Origin of the sequence: Klebsiella sp. BIGb0132, from assembly GCF_024810075.1 — a bacterium.
GTDB classification, from domain to species: Bacteria; Pseudomonadota; Gammaproteobacteria; order Enterobacterales; family Enterobacteriaceae; genus Klebsiella; species Klebsiella terrigena.
On record NZ_JANUDW010000004.1, the window covers coordinates 204250 to 223053 of the forward strand.

Below are 18804 nucleotides of genomic sequence, written 5' to 3' on the forward strand. Positions count from 1 at the left end.
TTAAATGCATCTTATCGACAAGTGAATACCCCTTTCGGATACCAGGCTATTTTTTATTCGCGCTGACCTGCGCCACCAGCCGCGGTTTTTCCGGTCGGGCGCGCACGGCGGAGATAACGCCTAATACCAGCAGCAGGATACCGCTGAGCGTCAGCAGCGGCGGCAGGCTTTGGCGCAGCAGGAAGGTATACAGCAGGCCGGCAAGCGTTTCGAAGACGATAAGCGGCCCGAGGATCACCGTCGGCAGCTTCTGGCTGGCGATGTTCCAGCATAACGCCCCGACCCACGAGCAGAGCACGGCGATGGCCAGCATCAGCGTCACGAAAACCAGCGGACGCGGGCCAAAGGGAAGGGGGAAGCTGACCTGCTGGCCGTGCAGCCACCAGCAGGCGACGACGTAGCCCACCAGCGACAGCGGCAGCGTCACCAGCGCCTGTGCCGTTGCCCACATCATCGGATGCTTATCCGGATTTTCACGTAGCCAGCGGGCGTTGCGCAGCGCGTACCACGCCCAGCAGGCAACGGAGATCAGCGCCAGCGCGATCCCGGAGCCGTAGCGCCAGAAGCTAAACGCCTCCATGCCCTGGTGCAGTTCGGCGATATTCACGCACGCCAGGCCGAGCGCAATGCACGCCAGCGCCGGGAACAAGCGCCGCCACGGCAGCTTGCCGTCGCGCTGGCTGTAGAGCAGGTTAGCAAACACCGGCAGCACCACTGGCAGGGTGCCGATAATCATGGTGGCGACCGGGGCGCCGGTACGCTGGATGGCGCTGGCGAGGCAAACATAATAGATAAGGTTGCCCATCATGGTCAGCCCGCAGGCAACCCACCAGTCCTGTGCCGAAAGCTGGCGCAGCCTCACGCGGCCGAGCCACGCCAGCGGCAGGGCGATGAGCCCCAGCGCCAGATAGCGCCCCATTGACTGCAATACCGCCGGGTACTCCGGCACCACCTGAGGGCCGACAAAAATCAGTCCCCACATCAACCCTGCCAGCAGGGCATACAGCACGCCGCTAATCATCTTGCCATCCATCATCGTTATCGTTGGCCAAAGTGTAGGGGAGGCCGGCGCGGGAATATTGTATGAGATTGCGCATTAGCGCCGGATGACCTGCTTTTGATAGCGCACCGGGGTAATCCCGTAGCGGCGGGTAAAGGCGCGGGTGAGATGCGACTGGTCGGTAAGGCCGGCGGCGGCGGCAACCTCGGCGGCGGGCATCCCGTGCGTCAGGAAGGCCTTGGCGCGCCACAGGCGAATAGCCATCAGCATTTGATGGGGCGTGACGTGGAAATGGGCTTTAAACTGGCGCTGAAAGTGCCACGGGCTGAGGGCGGCAACCTGCGCCAGCTCATCAAGGGTGACCGCGCGCATATAGTTATCGTGCAGATATTCGCGCACGCGCTCGAAGCGATGGGCCGCTTCCGTCAGTAGCGGCGCGTGATGGGCAAACGGGCGAAAGGTGTCGATAAGGTTGAGCAGCAGGCCCTGCTGGGCCAGCGGATCGTCGGTGTGCCACAGGCCGTATATGAGATGGCAGAGCTGTCGCGAGCGCTTTGGGTCCTGGCGCACGACTTCGCTGAACCACCAGTGGCGCGTGCCGGTTACCTCTTCCAGCAGCGCGGGATCGAGGTAGACCATTCGATAGCGCCAGCCGTCGGCGGTTTCCGCTTCGCCGGTGTGCAGCTCGTCGGGATTCATGGTGACGATGGAGTTTACCGCGGCGACGTACTGGCTGCCGCGATAGCGGAAGCGCTCGGCGCCCAGCTCAATCGCGCCAATGCCGAAGGCTTCGTGGGTATGCGGTTCGAAGGCGTAGCGGGAGATATGGGCATGGTACAGCTCCACGCCCGGCACCTGCGCCAGATGGCGAAAGCGCGCGCTGTCTCTCTCATCGCTGAACTGTTCCGGTACACCCTGCATCTGCTTTCTCCCCGTAGGCCATCCCTGATTATCGGAGATGACCTGCGGGGATGCTACAAAAATTAACCAGTTTGCAACAGTTACAGAATGCCTTTGACGCTCTCCGCCAGGGAGGTGGTCGGACGGCCAATCAGGCTGCTCAGGGTATGGCTATCGTCAAACAGGCCGCCCTGAGAGGCGGCGACATCGGAGTCCGCCAGCATATCCGCCAGCCCTGCCGGCAGGCCCACGCTCTTCAGCGCCGCGGCGAAGTCGGCTTCGCTAAGGTTCTGATAAGCTACGTTCTTACCGCTCTGCTTGCTCAGCTCGGCGGCCAGCTCGCTGAGGGTCCAGGCCTCGTCGCCCGCCAGCTCGTAAACCTTCCCGGCGTGGCCCTCTTCGGCGATGACGCGGGCGGCAGCGGCGGCATAGTCGGCACGGGTCGCTGAGGCAATTTTACCGTCGCCGGCAGCGCCGATAAAGACGCCGTGTTCCAGAGCCGGCGGTGCGCTGGCGAGATAGTTTTCGGTGTACCAGCCGTTGCGCAGAAGGGTATAGTCGATACCGGATTCGGCCAGCATCTTCTCGGTTTCCACGTGCTCAACGTGCAGGCCAAGCGGAGATTGATCCGCGTGCAGCAGGCTGGTGTAGGCGATAAATTTGACCCCGGTGGCCCTGGCCGCCTGGATGACGTTGCGATGCTGGGACGCACGCTGGCCCACTTCGCTGGATGAGATCAGCAGCAGCTTATCCACGCCCTGCAGCGCGGCGGTGAACGCCGCCTGGTCGGTATAATCCGCCTGACGGACGACGAGGCCCTGCTGGCTGAGGGATTCGGCCTTCGCCGGGTTACGGACAATCGCCACAATCTGGCTGGCGGGAACGGTTTTTAACAGCTCTTGCAGAACGTGATGGCCTAGCTGGCCGGTGGCGCCGGTAATTGCGATCATGGGTCTTCTCCTTCGTGTTTATTGACTGTTGTGGTAAGCTAACACCTTAGCTAACTTTTAGTAAGTACGTACAAAAAGGTAAGTATGAAATGGCGAATCCGACGCTGAGTGAGCAGCTGCGCGACGGCAATCTGTTTGCCGAGCAGTGCCCGTCCCGTGATGTATTGAAGCACGTCACCAGCCGCTGGGGCGTGCTGATCCTCGTGGCGCTGCGCGCGGGAACCCACCGCTTCAGCGACCTGCGTCGCAAGATGGGCGGGGTGAGTGAAAAGATGCTGGCCCAGTCGCTGCAGGCGCTGGAGCAGGATGGCTTTATCGACCGGGTGTCGTATCCGGTGGTCCCGCCGCACGTTGAATATAGCCTGACTCCGCTGGGTGAGCAGGTGAGCGAGAAGGTGGCGGCGCTGGCCGACTGGATTGAGCTGAATCTGCCCGCGGTTCTGGCGAACCACGAGCAGACCGTTGCCTGAGCAGAGAGCTACTTACTCAGGTCCAGCTGATAAATGGCAAAGCCGATATCGTCGGTAGCAACCTGACGCATCGGGTACTGCGCCTGCTCTTTAATAAATGCCGCCGCTTTTTCGGTTGGCGCGGTTTCAAAGCGGATGTCCAGCGGCACCTTGCCGTGGATCGGCGCCAGGCGCCAGTTGTTATCCGCCGCCGGGTGGATGGCCCCCGCCTTTTTCGACTCAGCGCTAATCCACGCCGCCAGCACCGAACGGTTTTCATCCGGGGAAGCAAAAGCAATGTGGCTATCGCCGGTACCGGCGAACTTGCCGCCGTAGGCGCGGTAGTTGTTCGTTGCGACAAGGAAGGTGGCCGCCGGGTCGATGGCCTTGCCGTTAAAGGTCAGATCCTTAACGCGCTGCGCCTGCGGGTTAATCATCTGGCACTCGCCGTCGTAGCGCGCCGGTTGGCTGACGTCAATCTGGTAATTGACCCCGTCAATCACGTCGAAGTTATAGGTGCGAAAACCGTCCCAGTTGATTAATGACTGCGGCCTGCTGCTGCTCGGGTCTATCTGATTGAACTGTCCGGCAGAGCACTCCAGCCACTCTTTCACCTCCTTGCCGCTCACCTTCATCACCACCAGGGTGTTCGGATAGAGATACAGATCGGCGGCGTTGCGGAAGGTGAGCTGGCCTTTCTCCACTTCGACGAAGCTGGCGGGATCGTTCTTGCGTCCGCCGACCTTAAACGGCGCGGCGGCGGAGAGCACCGGCAGCTTCGCCAGGTCAGGATCGCCCTGAATAAAGTGCTCGACGTAGGCTTTCTGCGCCATATTGACCACCTGCACGGTCGGGTCGTCCTGCACCAGCGCAAGGAAGCTGTACATATTGTCGGAGGCGCGGCCGATAGGCTTGCTGACAAATTCGCGCGTCGCGTCGTGGTCGGCTTTAAGCACCGTCACCATGTTGCCATCTTCCGCGGCCAGCGACTTCTTCGCCAGCGGATCGTAGATTGGCCGGGCTTCGGCCTTCGCCTGGGTGACCTGCCACCTGCCGTCGCTGTGGCTGAGGGCCAGATCGACGATGCCTAAATGATCGCCCCACATGCCGGGCATCACGGCCGGAACGCCGTTAAGCGTGCCCTGGCTGATATCGGCGCCCTTGATGCTGGCGAAATCTTTCCCCGGGAATACCGCGTGCGCGTGGCCGAACATAATGGCATCAACGCCCGGAACCTGGCTGAGGTAGTAGACCGAGTTTTCCGCCATGGCCTGATACGGATCGGCGGAGAGCCCCGAGTGGGCGATAACCACCACCAGGTCCGCGCCTTTCTCGCGCATTTGTGGAACGAATTTGCGCGCGGTTTCGGTGATGTCGTTGACGGTCACTTTGCCGGCGAGATTGGCTTTATCCCAGGTCATGATTTGCGGCGGCACGAAGCCGATATAGCCGATGCGCAGGGTCTGCGTTTTGCCGTCGCTATCCTCGACTTTGGTATCCTGAATCAGATACGGGGTGAACATCGGCTGGCCGGTTTTTACGTCGATAATGTTGGCGTTGACGTAGGGGAACTTCGCGCCGGAGAGGGCCTTGTGCAGAAAATCGAGGCCGTAGTTAAACTCGTGGTTGCCGAGGTTGCCGACGGCGTAATCCAGCGTGTTCATGGCCTTATAAACCGGGTGAATATCGCCGCTTTTGAGACCTTTTGCCGCCATATAATCGCCCAGTGGACTACCCTGAATAACGTCGCCGTTATCGACCAGCACGCTGTTTTTCACCTCCTGGCGGGATTTTTCAATCAGCGTGGCGGTGCGCACGAGGCCAAATTTTTCCGTAGCGGCGTCTTTGTAATAATCAAAATCCATCATATTACCGTGCAGATCGGTGGTTTCCATGATCCGCAAATCGACCGTCGCCGCGTTTACGCTGGCAGCGACCAGCGTGGCCAGGAGCGTTGCGCTAAACTTAATCATCAGAGGCGTCCTTTTTTATGAGCAATGGCACAGAAGAAAATGTATTTACATTCTGTTGCTTACAGAATTGTGAATCATGCCAGAAAAACGACAATTGAAACCGCCATCGCTATCACAGATAGCGGAACTCGCAGCGATGCGATATAAATAAAACAACGAGTTAACGCCACTGCAACCAGATGAGGTGGAGAATGTTAGAACAAGTATGTCAGCTTGCACGGATCGCCGGCGATGCCATTATGGAAGTCTACGATGGAAATCAGCCGATGGACGTCGCCAGCAAGAAGGATGATTCTCCGGTCACCGCGGCGGATATTGCTGCGCATAAAGTCATTATGAGCGGCCTGCTGGCGCTGACCCCCGATATCCCGATCCTGTCTGAAGAAGACCCCCAGGAGTGGCAGGTGCGTCAGCACTGGCAGCGCTACTGGCTGGTGGATCCGCTGGACGGCACCAAAGAGTTTATCAAGCGCAACGGCGAGTTCACGGTCAATATCGCCTTGATTGAGAAGGGTAAACCGGTGCTTGGCGTGGTCTATGCGCCGGTGATGAAGGTGCTGTACTGCGCGGAAAACGGCAAGGCCTGGAAAGATGAGTGCGGCAGGCGTAAGCAAATTCAGGTTCGCGACGCGCGGCCTCCGCTGGTGGTCATCAGCCGCTCCCACGGCAACGATCCGGAGCTGGAGGAGTACCTGGAGCAGATCGGTGAACATCAAACCACTTCGATCGGCTCATCGCTGAAGTTCTGCCTGGTGGCGGAAGGTCAGGCCCAGCTCTATCCGCGCTTCGGGCCGACCAATAGCTGGGATACCGCCGCCGGCCATGCGGTCGCGGTTGCCGCCGGGGCACACGTTCACGACTGGCAGGGAAGAACGCTCGACTACACGCCGCGTGAATCCTTCCTCAACCCCGGCTTCCGGGTATCTATTTACTGAGCAGCTTGTGCAGCAGGGCGACAACCTGCTGCACTTCATCCTGGGTTAGCGCACCGTCTTTAGCCCACTGAACGCGGCCGTCCTTATCCAGCACCACGATGGCCGAGCTCTCCTCCTGCAGCTGCCACGCCTTACGCGCCAGACCGTTACCGTCGACAATAAACTGCGACCACGGGTAGAGCTGCTTGTTGCTCTCAATGCTGCTGCGCACGAACACTCCTGAGCCCGGGATCGCGTCATCGGTATTGACGATAGTGGTGGTCTGATAGCGATCGTGCGGCAGCTTCGCGGCCTTGATAGCCTCTATCAGCGTGGCGTTTTTCTCTTTTGCCGCGGTGCGCCCGGCGATGTGCTGCAGTACGCGAATTTTTCCTGCCAGCTGCGAGCTATTCCAGTTTTTATAGCTAAACTTATCATTATCCAGAATTAATTCTCCCCGGTCGGCGATGCCAACCGGCGCGACGCGCTGACCATCGACAAAATTATGCGCCGAGGCGATCAGCGGAAGCAGAAGGAGTGACGCCGCCAGAATTTTACGTAGGGCCATGATGTTTCCTTATTATGTACAGGTGATCCGACCACTTGGTCTGGCTTAAGCATAAGTGCGATTTATCGGCATGACACGCAATCAGAGTGCCAGATTGCGTGTTAACGCACATATTCGAATAAAATCGGTGACTTATACTCACTTCTACGTATGTATGAAAAGAAAATTCTTAATTAGTGTCATCAAAAGGTAAATAAACTTATGCATGCTGGGTATTACAGAAGTTCTGGACTATAGTTTCAGGGCATTAAAATTTGCGTTCTGGACTCGTGGGCTAAGTGTGGCACCACAGGAGCGTAACCCTGGCAGGAGACAACAATGAAAATTTTCCAACGCTACAATCCGCTGCAAGTGGCGAAGTACGTGAAGATCCTGTTCCGTGGACGGTTATATATCAAGGATGTTGGCGCTTTTGAGTTTGATAAGGGCAAAATCCTTATCCCGAAGGTAAAGGACAAGCAGCATTTTTCTGTGATGTCCGAGGTCAATCGTCAGGTTCTGCGTCTGCAAACAGAGATGGCTTAATCTGAAAAGTGGTATAGCTGTACGGTAAGAAAAACGGCTCCTGATGGGAGCCGTTAGTGTTTCTGAAGGCGGCGATTATGCCGACTCTTTTTCGCCTGTCATCGTTTCCGACTGCTTCGGTACCAGCACCGTCGGCTTGTTATCGATGCGGGTGACCAGCAGCTGATCGATGCGGTAGTTATCGATGTCCACCACCTCAAACTTGTAGCCTGAGAATTTCACCGCGTCGGTGCGCTTGGGGATTTTGCGCAGCATAAACATCATAAAGCCGCCGATGGTTTCATAGTTGCCGGACTGCGGGAAATCGTCGATATCGAGCACGCGCATCACGTCATCAATCGGCGTACCGCCGTCAATCAGCCACGAGTTCTCATCGCGGGCGACGATCTGCTCCTCCAGCCCCTGGCCAACCAGATCGCCCATCAGGGTGGTCATGACGTCGTTAAGGGTAATAATCCCCACCACCAGCGCATATTCATTCATGATGACCGCAAAGTCTTCGCCGGCGGTTTTGAAGCTTTCCAGCGCTTCGGAGAGCGTCAGGGTATCGGGGACAATCAGCGTATTGCGGATCTGCACGCCGCCGGTCAGCACCAGGCTTTGATTCGCCAGTACGCGATTCAGCAGATCCTTGGAGTCCACGTAGCCGATGATATGGTCGATATCTTCGTTACAGACCAGGAACTTGGAGTGCGGATGCTCCGCAACCTTGTTCTTCAGGCTCTGCTCGTCTTCGTGGAGATCGAACCAGATAACATTTTCACGCGAGGTCATCGACGACGGAACGGTACGCGATTCCAGCTCGAACACGTTCTCAATCAGCTCATGCTCCTGCTTACGCAGCACGCCGGCCAGCGCGCCGGCCTCAACGACCGCGTAAATATCGTCGGAGGTGATGTCGTCTTTACGCACCATCGGTATTTTGAACAGGCGGAAAATATTGTTGGCCATGCCGTTGAATAGCCACACCAGCGGGCGGAACACCGTCAGGCAGAAGCGCATCGGGTTGATGATGCGCAAAGCCACTGCTTCTGGCGCAATCATACCGATGCGTTTCGGGGTCAGGTCAGCAAACAGGATGAACAGGCTGGTGACCAGAGTAAAAGAGATAATAAAGCTGAGCTGCTCGGAGAGTTCCGGCGACATATAGCGGCTTAGCAGGCTGTTGAAGGCCGGTGAGAATGCCGCATCGCCGACGATACCGCCGAGAATCGCCACCGCGTTCAGACCGATTTGCACAACGGTGAAGAACATCCCGGGGTTTTCCTGCATTTTGAGAACGCGCTGAGCGTTCAGGTTGCCATCATCGGCCAGCAGTTTGAGTTTGATTTTACGTGAGGCGGCCAGCGAGATTTCGGATATCGAAAAAAATGCGCTGACGGCAATCAGACAAAGTATTACTAAAATACTGTTTAACATAGTTTATCTAGCCGTTGAGGCCAGATCCTCGGAAGGGAAGTTGATAACTCTAATGTGGAATACATAAAAAACCGGTCCGAAGGCACTGGACCGGCTACAACACAGGCTAGTATAGCGTAAGGTACTGTAAAGCCGCCAGAGCGTTAATTGCGCGCCCCGGTAATATTCACTATCAGGCCTGTGGCGGCAGGCATACGCCGATCCCGCCGATCCCGCAGTATCCGTACGGATTTTTATGCAGATACTGCTGGTGGTCGTCTTCAGCATAGTAGAACGGCTTCGCCGTGGCTATCTCAGTAGTGATCTGCCGCGGGTCGTTGGCGTCGCGCATCGCCGCCTGAAAGCGCGCCAGGCTGGCTTTGGCGGCCGCATCCTGCTCCGGCGTCAGCGGATAGATGGCCGAATGATACTGGGTACCGCGATCGTTGCCCTGCTGCATTCCCTGAGCCGGGTCGTGGTTTTCCCAGAATACCTGCAGCAGCTGCTCATAGCTGACGACCTGCGGGTCATACACGATGCGTACGGCCTCGGCGTGGCCGGTGTCGCCGGAACAAACTTCGCGGTAGGTGGGGTTAGGGGTGTAGCCGCCGGTGTAGCCTGCGGCGGTGCTGTAAACGCCAGGCAGCTGCCAGAACAGGCGCTCAACTCCCCAAAAGCAGCCCATCGCCAGCAGCGCAACTTCCATTCCCGCAGGAACGTTAGTCATGGAGTGGCCATTGACGGCGTGAAGCGTTGCCACCGGCATGGGGGTGTTGCGTCCGGGTAGCGCATCCGCCTGGGCGACAAGATGCGTTTTATCAAATAGACTCACGGTTGGCCTCTCTGAAACATAAGTCGTAGTTAAGGTTGTAACGATGCGTGTCTTTTTACACAATAAACACGATCGGTACGTCTGTATTTAAACATAAGAATTATTTGGGTTATCGTCACTTTTTCAACCCTTAGTTGTTAGGGTTTTGTTAAGCCGTGGAACGGCGCTTTCGTTTCCTTCGGGGGGAAACAAGGATATTCAGGAGAAAACGTGCTACAAATCCGCCAGTTATGTGTCACCAGCCTTTTGCTGGTCAGCGGGGTCGCTAGCGCCGCGAGCGTGCGTTTGCAGGTTGAGGGGCTATCCGGGGAGCTGCAAAAAAACGTCCGTGCCCGGCTGTCGACGATCCAAAGCGATGAAGTCACGCCGGATCGCCGCTTTCGCGCGCGCGTTGATGATGCCATCCGTGAAGGCCTAAAAGCGCTAGGTTACTACGAACCGACGATCGATTTTGATTTACGTCCGCCGCCAGCAAAAGGGCGGCAGGTGCTGATCGCCAAAGTGACGCCCGGCGAACCGGTGCGTATTGGCGGCACCGACGTGATCCTGCGCGGCGGCGCGCGAACCGACCGTGACTATCTGGATTTGTTAAAAACGCGTCCGGCCATCGGCACCGTGTTGAACCACGGCGATTACGACGGTTTTAAAAGCTCATTGACCCGCGTTGCGCTGCGCAAAGGCTACTTTGATAGTGAATTCAATAAAAGCCAGCTCGGGGTCTCTCTCGATCGTCATCAGGCCTTCTGGGATATCGATTACAACAGCGGCGAGCGCTATCGCTTCGGCGCCGTGACCTTCAGCGGATCGCAGATCCGCGACGAATATCTGCAAAATCTGGTGCCGTTTAAGCAGGGAGATGAGTACACCTCCGAGGATCTGGCGGAGCTAAACCGCCGCCTGGCGGCCACCGGCTGGTTCAGCTCGGTGGTGGTCGCGCCGGAGTTTGAAAAATCCAGAAAAACGAAAGTTCTGCCCCTGAAGGGCGTCGTCGCACCGCGCAAAGAGAATACCGTCGAAACCGGTGTCGGCTATTCGACCGACGTCGGGCCGCGGGTGAAGGCGACGTGGAGAAAGCCGTGGATGAACTCCTACGGCCACAGCCTGACCTCCAGCCTCAGCCTCTCCGCGCCGGAGCAGCAGGTTGATTTCAGCTATAAGGTCCCGCTGCTGAAAAGCCCGCTGGAGCAGTATTACCTGATGCAGGGCGGCTTTAAGCGCACGGATCTCAACGATACCAAAGCCGACTCCACCACCCTCGGGGCGTCGCGTTTCTGGGAGATGTCGAGCGGCTGGCAGCGCGCGATCAACCTGCGCTGGAGCCTCGATCACTTTACCCAGGCTAACGTCACCAATACCACCATGCTGATTTATCCCGGGGTATCGGTTAACCGCACCCGCTCGCGGGGCGGCCTGATGCCGACCTGGGGCGATTCCCAGCGCTATTCGGTGGACTACTCCAACACCATGTGGGGCTCGGACATTAACTTTGTCGTCGCCCAGGCGCAGGAAGTGTGGATCCGCACCCTCTACGATCGCCACCGTTTTGTGGTGCGCGGTAACCTCGGCTGGATTGAGGCCGATAATTTCGACAAGGTCCCGCCGGATCTGCGCTTCTTCGCCGGGGGTGACCGCAGCATTCGCGGCTACAAATACAAATCTATCTCGCCAAAAGACGATGATGGCAAGCTGATTGGTGCATCGAAGCTGGCCACCGGCTCGCTGGAGTACCAGTACAACGTCAGCGGAAAATGGTGGGGCGCGATGTTTGTCGACGGCGGTGAAGCGGTCAGCGATATCCGCAGAAGCGACTTCAAAACCGGCGCCGGCGTTGGCGTGCGCTGGCAGTCGCCGGTCGGCCCGATCAAGCTGGATATCGCCGCCCCGGTCGGCGATAAAGACGAACACGGTTTACAGTTTTACATCGGTCTGGGGCCTGAATTATGAGTTTATGGAAGAAGATAAGCCTCGGGATCATGCTCTTTCTGGTCCTGCTGCTGGGCACGGTTGGCTTCCTGGTCGGCACCACCAGCGGCCTGCACCTGGTGCTGAAGGCGGCGGACCGCTGGGTACCTGGCCTGGAGATCGGCAAGGTCACCGGCGGCTGGCGTGACCTGACGCTGGAGAACGTGCGCTTTGCCCAGCCGGGCGTAGCGGTGACCGCCGGTCAGTTCCACCTTGCGGTCAAATTACGCTGCCTGTGGGACAGCAGCCTGTGCGTTAACGATATTTCGCTGCGCGATATCTACGTCGCTATCGATACCGCAAAAATGCCGCCTTCCGCGCCGGCAGAAGAGGAAGATACGGGGCCGCTGAATCTCTCCACGCCGTATCCCATCACCCTGAGCCGCGTCGCGCTGCAAAACGTTAACGTCAAAATTGATGATACCGCCGTCTCGGTGCGCGACTTCTCCACCGGCCTGCGCTGGCAGGAGAAAAACCTGACCCTGACGCCGACGTCGCTGCAGGGGCTGCTTATCGCGCTGCCGAAAGTCGCGAAGGTGGCGCAGGAGCAGATCGTTGAGCCGAAGATAGAGAATCCGCAGCCGGAAGAGAAACCGCTCGGCGAGACGATGAAGGCGCTGTTTGAGAAGCCGGTGCTCCCGGAAATGGCCGACGTCCACCTGCCGCTCAACCTCAATATCGAGGAGTTCCGCGGCGAGCAGCTGCGGATCACCGGCGATACCGATATGACCATCTACAGCCTGCTGCTGAAGGTCAGCAGCATTGACGGGCAGATGAAGCTCGATACGCTGGATGTCGATTCCGATCAGGGCAAAGTCACCGCCTCGGGCAGCGCGCAGCTGCAGGACAGCTGGCCGGTGGATATCACCCTCAACGGCGCGCTGAATATTGACCCGCTCAAGGGCGAGAAGGTCCAGCTGAAGGTCGGCGGCGAGATGCGTAAAAAGCTGACGGTTGGCGTTGATTTAGCCGGCCCGGTGGCGATGACGCTGCGCGCTGAAACGCAGCTGGCGGAAGCCGGGCTGCCGCTCAATATGGAACTGAAAAGTAAACAGCTCTATTGGCCGTTTAGCGGGGAAAAGCAGTTCCAGGCCGACGATCTGCAGCTGACGTTCAGCGGCAAGATGACCGACTACGCCCTGGCGATGAGTACCGCGGTGAAGGGGCAATCCCTGCCGCCGGCGAAAATCAGCCTCAATGCGAAGGGCAACGAACAGCAGGTGAATATTGATAAGCTGACCGTCGCCGCGCTGGAAGGGAAAACCGAGCTAAAGGCGCTGCTCGACTGGCAGCAGGCGATTAGCTGGCGCGGCGAGCTGACCCTCGACGGCATTAACACCGCCAAAGAGGTTCCGGACTGGCCTTCGAAGCTCAACGGTCTGATCAAAACCCAGGGCAGCCTCTACGGCGGCAGCTGGCAGATGTCGGTGCCGGAGCTGAAAATCACCGGTAACGTGAAGCAGAATAAGGTTGATGTCAGCGGTTCCCTGCAGGGCAATAGCTATATGCAGTGGAAAATTCCCGGCCTGCACCTGGCGTTAGGTCCCAACAGCGCCGATGTGAAAGGCGAGCTGGGGGTTAAAGATCTCGATCTCGACGCCACCATTGATGCCCCGCATCTCGACAACGCCCTGCCGGGCCTTGGCGGAACGGCGAAAGGGCTGGTGAAGGTGCGCGGCACCGTGGAGGCGCCGCAGCTGCTGGCGGATATCACCGCCCGCGCCCTGCGCTGGCAGGAGCTGTCGATCGCCCAGGTTAACGTCAAAGGCGACGTGAAATCCAGCGATCAGATCGGCGGCAACCTCGACGTGCGTATCGATCGTATCAGCCAGCCGGGCGTCAATATCAGCCTGGTGCAGCTCAATGCGAAGGGGAATGAGAAGCAGCATGACCTGCAGCTTAGGGTGCAGGGCGACCCGGTATCCGGCCAGCTGTCGCTGGCGGGGAGCTTTGACCGCAAAGAGGAGCGCTGGAGAGGAACGCTGAGCAATACCCGCTTCCAGACGCCGGTGGGCCCGGTTTCGCTGACGCGTAATATCGCGCTGGACTACCGTAACCGCGAGCAGAAAATCAGCATTGGGCCGCACTGCTGGGCCAACCCGAACGCCGAGCTTTGCGTGCCGCAGACGATCGATGCGGGTGCGAGCGGACGGGCGGTCGTCAACCTCAACCGTTTCGACCTCGCGATGCTCAAGCCGTTTATGCCGCAAGCCACCCAGGCCAGCGGCGTATTTAGCGGTAATGCCGACGTGAGCTGGGACACCACCAAAGAGGGGCTGCCGCAGGGCAAGGTGACGCTGAGCGGGCGCAACGTGAAGGTGACCCAGACGGTCAACGATGCGCCGCTGCCGGTGGCTTTCGATACCCTGAACCTCACCGCCGATCTGCACAACAACCGCGCGCAGCTCGGCTGGCTGATCCGCCTGACCAATAACGGTCAGCTTGACGGGCAGGTTCAGGTCACCGACCCGCAGGGCCGACGCAATCTCGGCGGCAATATCAACATCAATAACTTCTCGCTGGCGATGATTAATCCGATCTTCTCGCGCGGGGAAAAGGCGGAAGGGCGGCTTAACGCCAACCTGCGCCTCGGCGGCGATGTGAAAAACCCGCAGCTGTTTGGTCAGATGCAGCTCAACGGCGTGGATATTGACGGTAACTTTATGCCGTTCGATATGCAGCCGAGCCAGCTGGCGATGAACTTTAACGGCACCCGCTCGACGCTGCAGGGAACGGTGAATACGCGTCAGGGGCAGATTAGCCTGAACGGGAACGCCGACTGGACCCAGATAGACAACTGGCGCGCGCAGATTGCGGCGAAGGGCAACCGGGTGCGCATTACGGTACCGCCGATGGTGCGGCTGGACGTTTCGCCGGACGTGGTCTTTACCGCGACGCCGAGCTTGTTTAATCTTGACGGTAGCGTCGATATTCCGTGGGCGCGTATTGTGGTTAACGACGTGCCGGAGAGCGCGGTCGGCGTCTCTTCCGATGAGGTGATGCTGAACGACTCCCTGCAGCCGATTAAGCCGCAGAGCGCCGGTATCCCGATCAACAGCAACCTGACTATCCACGTCGGTAACAACGTTCGCCTCAGCGCGTTTGGCCTGAAGGCGCGCCTGACCGGCGATTTAAAAGTTGCTCAGGATAAACAGGGTCTGGGCCTCAACGGGCAGATCAATATTCCTGAAGGGCGCTTCCACGCCTACGGTCAGGATCTGATCGTCCGCAAAGGCGAGCTGCTGTTCTCCGGTCCGCCGGATCAGCCTTCGCTGAATATCGAAGCCATTCGCAACCCGGATGCCACAGAAGACGACGTAATTGCCGGCGTTCGCGTCACCGGCTCGGCCGACCAGCCGCGGGCGGAGATCTTCTCCGACCCGGTCATGTCGCAGCAGGAAGCGCTTTCTTATCTGCTGCGCGGCCAGGGATTGAGCAGCGGGCAGAGCGATAGCGCGGCAATGACGTCAATGCTTATTGGCCTGGGGGTTGCACAAAGTGGTCAGGTTGTGGGTAAAATCGGCGAGACGTTTGGCGTAAGCAATCTGGCGCTGGATACCGAGGGGGTAGGCGACTCTTCCCAGGTGGTAGTCAGCGGCTACGTGCTGCCGGGTCTGCAGGTAAAATACGGAGTCGGTATCTTCGACTCCCTGGCGACGCTGACATTACGCTATCGCCTGATGCCGAAGCTATATATGGAAGCGGTGTCTGGCGTAGACCAGGCTCTCGATTTGCTCTATCAGTTTGAGTTTTAGCAATGCGAATATTTGTTTACGGCAGTTTACGACGCAAACAAGGCAACAGCCACTGGATGACCAACGCTCAGTGGCTGGGCGCTCATAGTGTCAACGATTATCAGCTGTACAGCCTGGGCCACTATCCAGGCGCGGTGCCCGGTGAAGGCACGGTACATGGTGAAGTCTATCGTATTGACGCATCGACGCTGGCCGAACTGGATGCTCTGCGTACCAAAGGCGGCGAATACGCGCGCCATCTTATCCAGACGCCGTATGGCGGCGCATGGATGTATGTCTATCAGCGCCCGGTTGAGGGATTTACGCGGATAGAGAGCGGTAACTGGTTAGACAGAGACCAGTATTAAAAACGACAACGCCACCCTCGGGTGGCGCTGTTTTTTGTGGCCGCTAATCAGAACTCGACGCGCGCGCCGAGGTTATAGCGTCGACCCTCTATCTGACCGTACTCGCCCCACGAGGTGGTGCGTTTAGGGTCGGCATCAAACAGGTTATAGATCCCCGCCAGCAGCTGCGCGTTTTTGTTGACACGATAGCGCAGGCCGACATCCACCATCGTATAGGCCTCATACTCGTTGTGGCTGCCGCTATCGCGGTTGCTGCTGCGATAGTTCACCGTACTCCAGGCGTCCAGACTCTGCGTTGCCGCCCAACTGAGCGACAGATTGGCCATATGGCGCGGGTAGTCGTTCAGGGCATAGCCTTTTTCCGCCCCGCTTTTCTGCTCGCTGTGGTTGTAGGTGTAGTTGGCGTTAGCCTTGATATCGGCGCTAATCTGCCAGTCAGCGTTGAGCTCGACGCCGTAGACGTCCGCTTTGCTGACGTTAAAGTACTTGTCGATTGAGTCTGCTTTGTAGCCGTTAACGGAGCACTGGTTGGTGGCCGTGGTTTCGCAGATGTTCTGCTCGGTAATTTTATCTTTGAACTGGGTATAGAAGACCGTGCCGTCAAGCGCCAGGGCGCTGCCCGTCCAGTACAGGCCGAGCTCGGAGTTAACGCTTTTCTCCGGCTTCAGGTCGTCGTTCCCGACCGTCAGGAAGGGATAGGGTACGGTTGAGCCGTGCGGCGTAATAAAATCGCTGGAGGTGGCGCGCAGCTCCGGTTTTTTATAGCCTGCAGAGACCCCGCCCTTCAGCGCCCATGCGTCGCTAAACGCCCAGTTGCCGTACAGCTTAGGCGTGACGTGGGTACCAAAGTTATCATCGCGATCGAGGCGCCCTGAGGTGGTCAGGATGAAATCGCCGAGGGTCCAGCCGTCTTCGGCAAACAGCGCCCAGCCGTTGCGGCTCACTTTGGTGACCGGCGTGGAGCCCGGCAGGGTTTTGTTGGCGACATCAAAGCGGTCATTCAGCTCTTCGCGGGTAAAGTTCGCGCCCACGGTCAGCTTGTGGCTATCCAGGCTCAGGGTTGTCTGGCTGTTGGCAACGTAGTTTTCCGTCTGCACGTATTGCGGCGTTTGCCCGTCATAGACGTACTTTGAGCGGCCCTTTTCATAATTAATGTAGTTGGTGGTGGCGACGGTATCGTCGGCATACCAGCCGGAGTGCGTCAGGGTTAAGGCGTCGCGGTCGAAGCGCCACGTCCAGGGCGTGCCGCGCTGCCAGGTCCGATTTTTCTCCTGCTCGCCGGTGACCACGTTCAGGTCAAAGAGGTTGTTCTCGCTGGCGGCCAGGCCGAGCGTCATATCGAGGGACTTGCGGTTGTGCTTGCCGAAGTAGTTTTCGCGTTCGTCATCGCGACGATCCAGCCAGTCGGCCGCGAGGCTCAGGCCGAGGACGTCGGGGATCAGCGGACCCATGGTGAACAGATTCATCTGGCTGGTATTGCCAAAATCACGGTGCTCCTGGAGCCAGGTGTTGGCGGCCAGGGCGCCGGTCCACTCCTTCACGCCGTAAGGCTTTTTGGTGATGACGTTCACCACCCCGCCGATGGCGTCTGAGCCGTAGAGGGAGGACATCGGGCCGCGAATTACCTCAATACGCTCAATCGCCTCCATTGGCGGCAGGAAGCTGGCTTCGGTGCCGAGGTCCTGGCCATAGGGGCGAGATTCGCCGGTATTCTGCTTGACGCTGTTCACCATGAAGGCGGTGTAGGAAGGGTCCATGCCGCGCATCATGATGCTGCCCGAAGATATTTCGCTGCCGCTCGACACCGACACGCCGGGGAGATTTTTTATCGCCTCGCCGACGTTGCGATCGGGCTGAACATCCAGCGTTTTACGATCGATCGTCGAGATGGTCGCCGGCGCTTCACGCTTTTCCTGCGCAAAGCCGGTGGCGGTCACCACCATTTGATCTTCGCCGCTGCGCGAGGTTTCGCTGAGTTCTTCCGCCTGAGAGGGCAAAATAACCCCGCCGGATAGGGCGACGATCCCCGTAAGGGTAATCAGTTGACGCGTTTTCATAATATAGACACCTGCAAAGAGAAAATAACGACATCACCTCGTGACGGTGCGCCGCCACAAGGTGAAAAATAATGCGTGATGAGGATTAGTATTGAGTCAGGTCGATTTTCATCACGTAGTCAGGCTTTTTACCCATCAGCTCTTCGGGCTGTTTAATGCTGACGTACAGCGTGTTGGCATCGGCGGAAAGCGCAAGACTATTGGGCAGGGCGGTAGTTTGAATGCTTTGTTTTACCTTGCCGGTTTCGCTGTCGGCGATGGTTATCAGTTTGGCGTTGCGGTGGGTAATATAAACCTCCTGACGCTTCTCGTTATAAATAACGGCCAGGGAGTTAATCACGTCAATTTTAGAAAGGACGTTACCGTTACCAATATCGACCACTAATACATTGGGTAAATCCGGGTCGGTAATAAAGGCGCGGCTATTTTTGGCATCCACGGCGATATTAAGGAAAAAGCGCTTTTTATCCGCGGCGACGGTAAAGCGGTCGATAATTTTATTGCTGGTGGTATCGATGACGATCAGGCCATTTCTGCCGTTCACCACGTAGAGCCGGTTTTTTAGCGGATCGACCGCCATGCCGGTTGGGTATTCGCCCATCTCGCTGATGGTCGCAATCTTCGCCCGCTTAGCGGTATCGACCACCCAGACAACGCCCTTCTCCGCGACGCCGGAGACGTACAGGCGGTGGTTCTGCTTATCGAGGACCATTTCGCGCGTATGGATAATCGCTTTCGGGTCGCTCGCCTCGCTGAGCTGCAGCACCGCCAGCTCCTTGCCGCTGCGGGTATCGACCAGCGTGACCGAGCCTTCGAGGGTATTGCCGACGTACAGGACATGGTTCACCTCATCCAGCGCGGTGGCAAACGCCCGCCGGCTGGTTTTGATGACTTCAACGGTGGTGAGGCTTTCCAGGTCCAGCTTGTAAATCTGCCCCGTCGTTTTGTCTTTATCAAACGAGGGGGCGGAGGCAGCGAACAGCGCATGCTGCTGCGCGTCTACCGCCAGCTCATAGACGCCATGACCCACATCACGAGTCAGGAAATCTTTCTCAGGAAGCGCGGCGGCCGTTGCGGTCAGGCCGGTCAGTAGCAGGGCCGCGGTCAGCGCCATGCCGGAACAGAGCTTTAGGATCTTCACATTGTGGAGGTTCATTGACGTTTATTCACATTT

At 58.1% G+C, this 18804-nt stretch carries 15 protein-coding genes; 6 read left to right on the forward strand and 9 right to left on the reverse strand.

The features are described 5' to 3' along the window. Positions 1 to 46 precede the first annotated feature (46 nt). From M2416_RS14285 to M2416_RS14295, 3 genes are all read right to left on the reverse strand, one after another. Positions 47 to 1021, reverse strand: coding sequence for a DMT family transporter (locus M2416_RS14285; protein WP_259225483.1), 975 nt, complete (start codon positions 1019 to 1021; stop codon positions 47 to 49). Between the two features lie 75 nt (positions 1022 to 1096). Then, entirely contained in the window at positions 1097 to 1921 is an 825-nt protein-coding gene (locus tag M2416_RS14290; protein ID WP_259225172.1) for an AraC family transcriptional regulator, read from the reverse strand. 80 nt (positions 1922 to 2001) lie between these two features. After that, complete coding sequence (locus M2416_RS14295; protein ID WP_259225175.1) at positions 2002 to 2850, reverse strand: SDR family oxidoreductase; 849 nt, start codon at positions 2848 to 2850, stop codon at positions 2002 to 2004. Between the two features lie 89 nt (positions 2851 to 2939). On the opposite strand from M2416_RS14295, the gene M2416_RS14300 reads away from it, so the two are divergent. Beyond that, on the forward strand, positions 2940 to 3320 hold the full coding sequence (locus M2416_RS14300) for a winged helix-turn-helix transcriptional regulator (protein WP_041143735.1): 381 nt from the start codon (positions 2940 to 2942) through the stop codon (positions 3318 to 3320). A gap of 8 nt (positions 3321 to 3328) precedes the next feature. Here the strand turns inward: M2416_RS14300 and M2416_RS14305 are convergent, their stop codons facing one another. Next, the gene (locus tag M2416_RS14305) at positions 3329 to 5272 is read right to left on the reverse strand and encodes a bifunctional 2',3'-cyclic-nucleotide 2'-phosphodiesterase/3'-nucleotidase (RefSeq protein WP_259225179.1); all 1944 of its coding nucleotides are present in this window, start codon (positions 5270 to 5272) and stop codon (positions 3329 to 3331) included. 191 nt (positions 5273 to 5463) lie between these two features. On the opposite strand from M2416_RS14305, the gene cysQ reads away from it, so the two are divergent. Further along, positions 5464 to 6207: a 3'(2'),5'-bisphosphate nucleotidase CysQ gene (cysQ, locus tag M2416_RS14310; RefSeq protein ID WP_041143737.1), complete on the forward strand. Its 744-nt coding sequence runs from the start codon at positions 5464 to 5466 to the stop codon at positions 6205 to 6207. Here cysQ and M2416_RS14315 read toward each other — a convergent pair. Then, positions 6197 to 6754 (reverse strand): YtfJ family protein, encoded by a 558-nt coding sequence (locus tag M2416_RS14315; RefSeq protein WP_259225180.1) that lies wholly within the window; start codon positions 6752 to 6754, stop codon positions 6197 to 6199. The two genes, cysQ and M2416_RS14315, sit on opposite strands and share 11 nt — an antisense overlap. Positions 6755 to 7072: 318 nt before the next feature. Here M2416_RS14315 and M2416_RS14320 point away from each other — a divergent pair, with 318 nt between their 5' ends. Continuing rightward, positions 7073 to 7279 carry a DUF1107 domain-containing protein gene (locus M2416_RS14320; RefSeq protein ID WP_041143739.1) on the forward strand — a complete coding sequence of 69 codons (207 nt, stop codon included), beginning with the start codon at positions 7073 to 7075 and terminating at the stop codon, positions 7277 to 7279. Between the two features lie 75 nt (positions 7280 to 7354). Here the strand turns inward: M2416_RS14320 and paeA are convergent, their stop codons facing one another. Together paeA and msrA are read right to left on the reverse strand one after the other, a co-directional pair. Beyond that, positions 7355 to 8698: a polyamine export protein PaeA gene (gene paeA / locus M2416_RS14325; RefSeq protein WP_123709884.1), complete on the reverse strand. Its 1344-nt coding sequence runs from the start codon at positions 8696 to 8698 to the stop codon at positions 7355 to 7357. Positions 8699 to 8870: 172 nt separating this feature from the next. Further along, positions 8871 to 9509, reverse strand: a complete 639-nt coding sequence (gene msrA, locus M2416_RS14330; protein WP_259225185.1) for a peptide-methionine (S)-S-oxide reductase MsrA — start codon at positions 9507 to 9509, stop codon at positions 8871 to 8873. 210 nt (positions 9510 to 9719) lie between these two features. Here msrA and tamA point away from each other — a divergent pair, with 210 nt between their 5' ends. From tamA to M2416_RS14345, 3 genes are read left to right on the forward strand one after another with little or no spacing between them, the layout of a single operon-like run. Beyond that, positions 9720 to 11453: an autotransporter assembly complex protein TamA gene (gene tamA / locus M2416_RS14335; RefSeq protein WP_259225186.1), complete on the forward strand. Its 1734-nt coding sequence runs from the start codon at positions 9720 to 9722 to the stop codon at positions 11451 to 11453. Continuing rightward, positions 11450 to 15226 carry an autotransporter assembly complex protein TamB gene (gene tamB, locus M2416_RS14340; RefSeq protein WP_259225189.1) on the forward strand — a complete coding sequence of 1259 codons (3777 nt, stop codon included), beginning with the start codon at positions 11450 to 11452 and terminating at the stop codon, positions 15224 to 15226. The genes tamA and tamB overlap by 4 nt, the downstream gene beginning before the upstream one ends. A 2-nt stretch (positions 15227 to 15228) precedes the next feature. Beyond that, positions 15229 to 15573 (forward strand): gamma-glutamylcyclotransferase family protein, encoded by a 345-nt coding sequence (locus M2416_RS14345; protein WP_041143744.1) that lies wholly within the window; start codon positions 15229 to 15231, stop codon positions 15571 to 15573. A 47-nt stretch (positions 15574 to 15620) separates the two neighbouring features. On the opposite strand, the gene M2416_RS14350 is transcribed toward M2416_RS14345, so the two are convergent. After that, positions 15621 to 17630, reverse strand: coding sequence for a TonB-dependent receptor domain-containing protein (locus M2416_RS14350; RefSeq protein ID WP_259225195.1), 2010 nt, complete (start codon positions 17628 to 17630; stop codon positions 15621 to 15623). Positions 17631 to 17715: 85 nt separating this feature from the next. Continuing rightward, the gene (gene yncE, locus M2416_RS14355; protein WP_259237011.1) at positions 17716 to 18786 is read right to left on the reverse strand and encodes a 7-bladed beta-propeller protein YncE; all 1071 of its coding nucleotides are present in this window, start codon (positions 18784 to 18786) and stop codon (positions 17716 to 17718) included. Between the last annotated feature and the right edge of the window lie 18 nt (positions 18787 to 18804).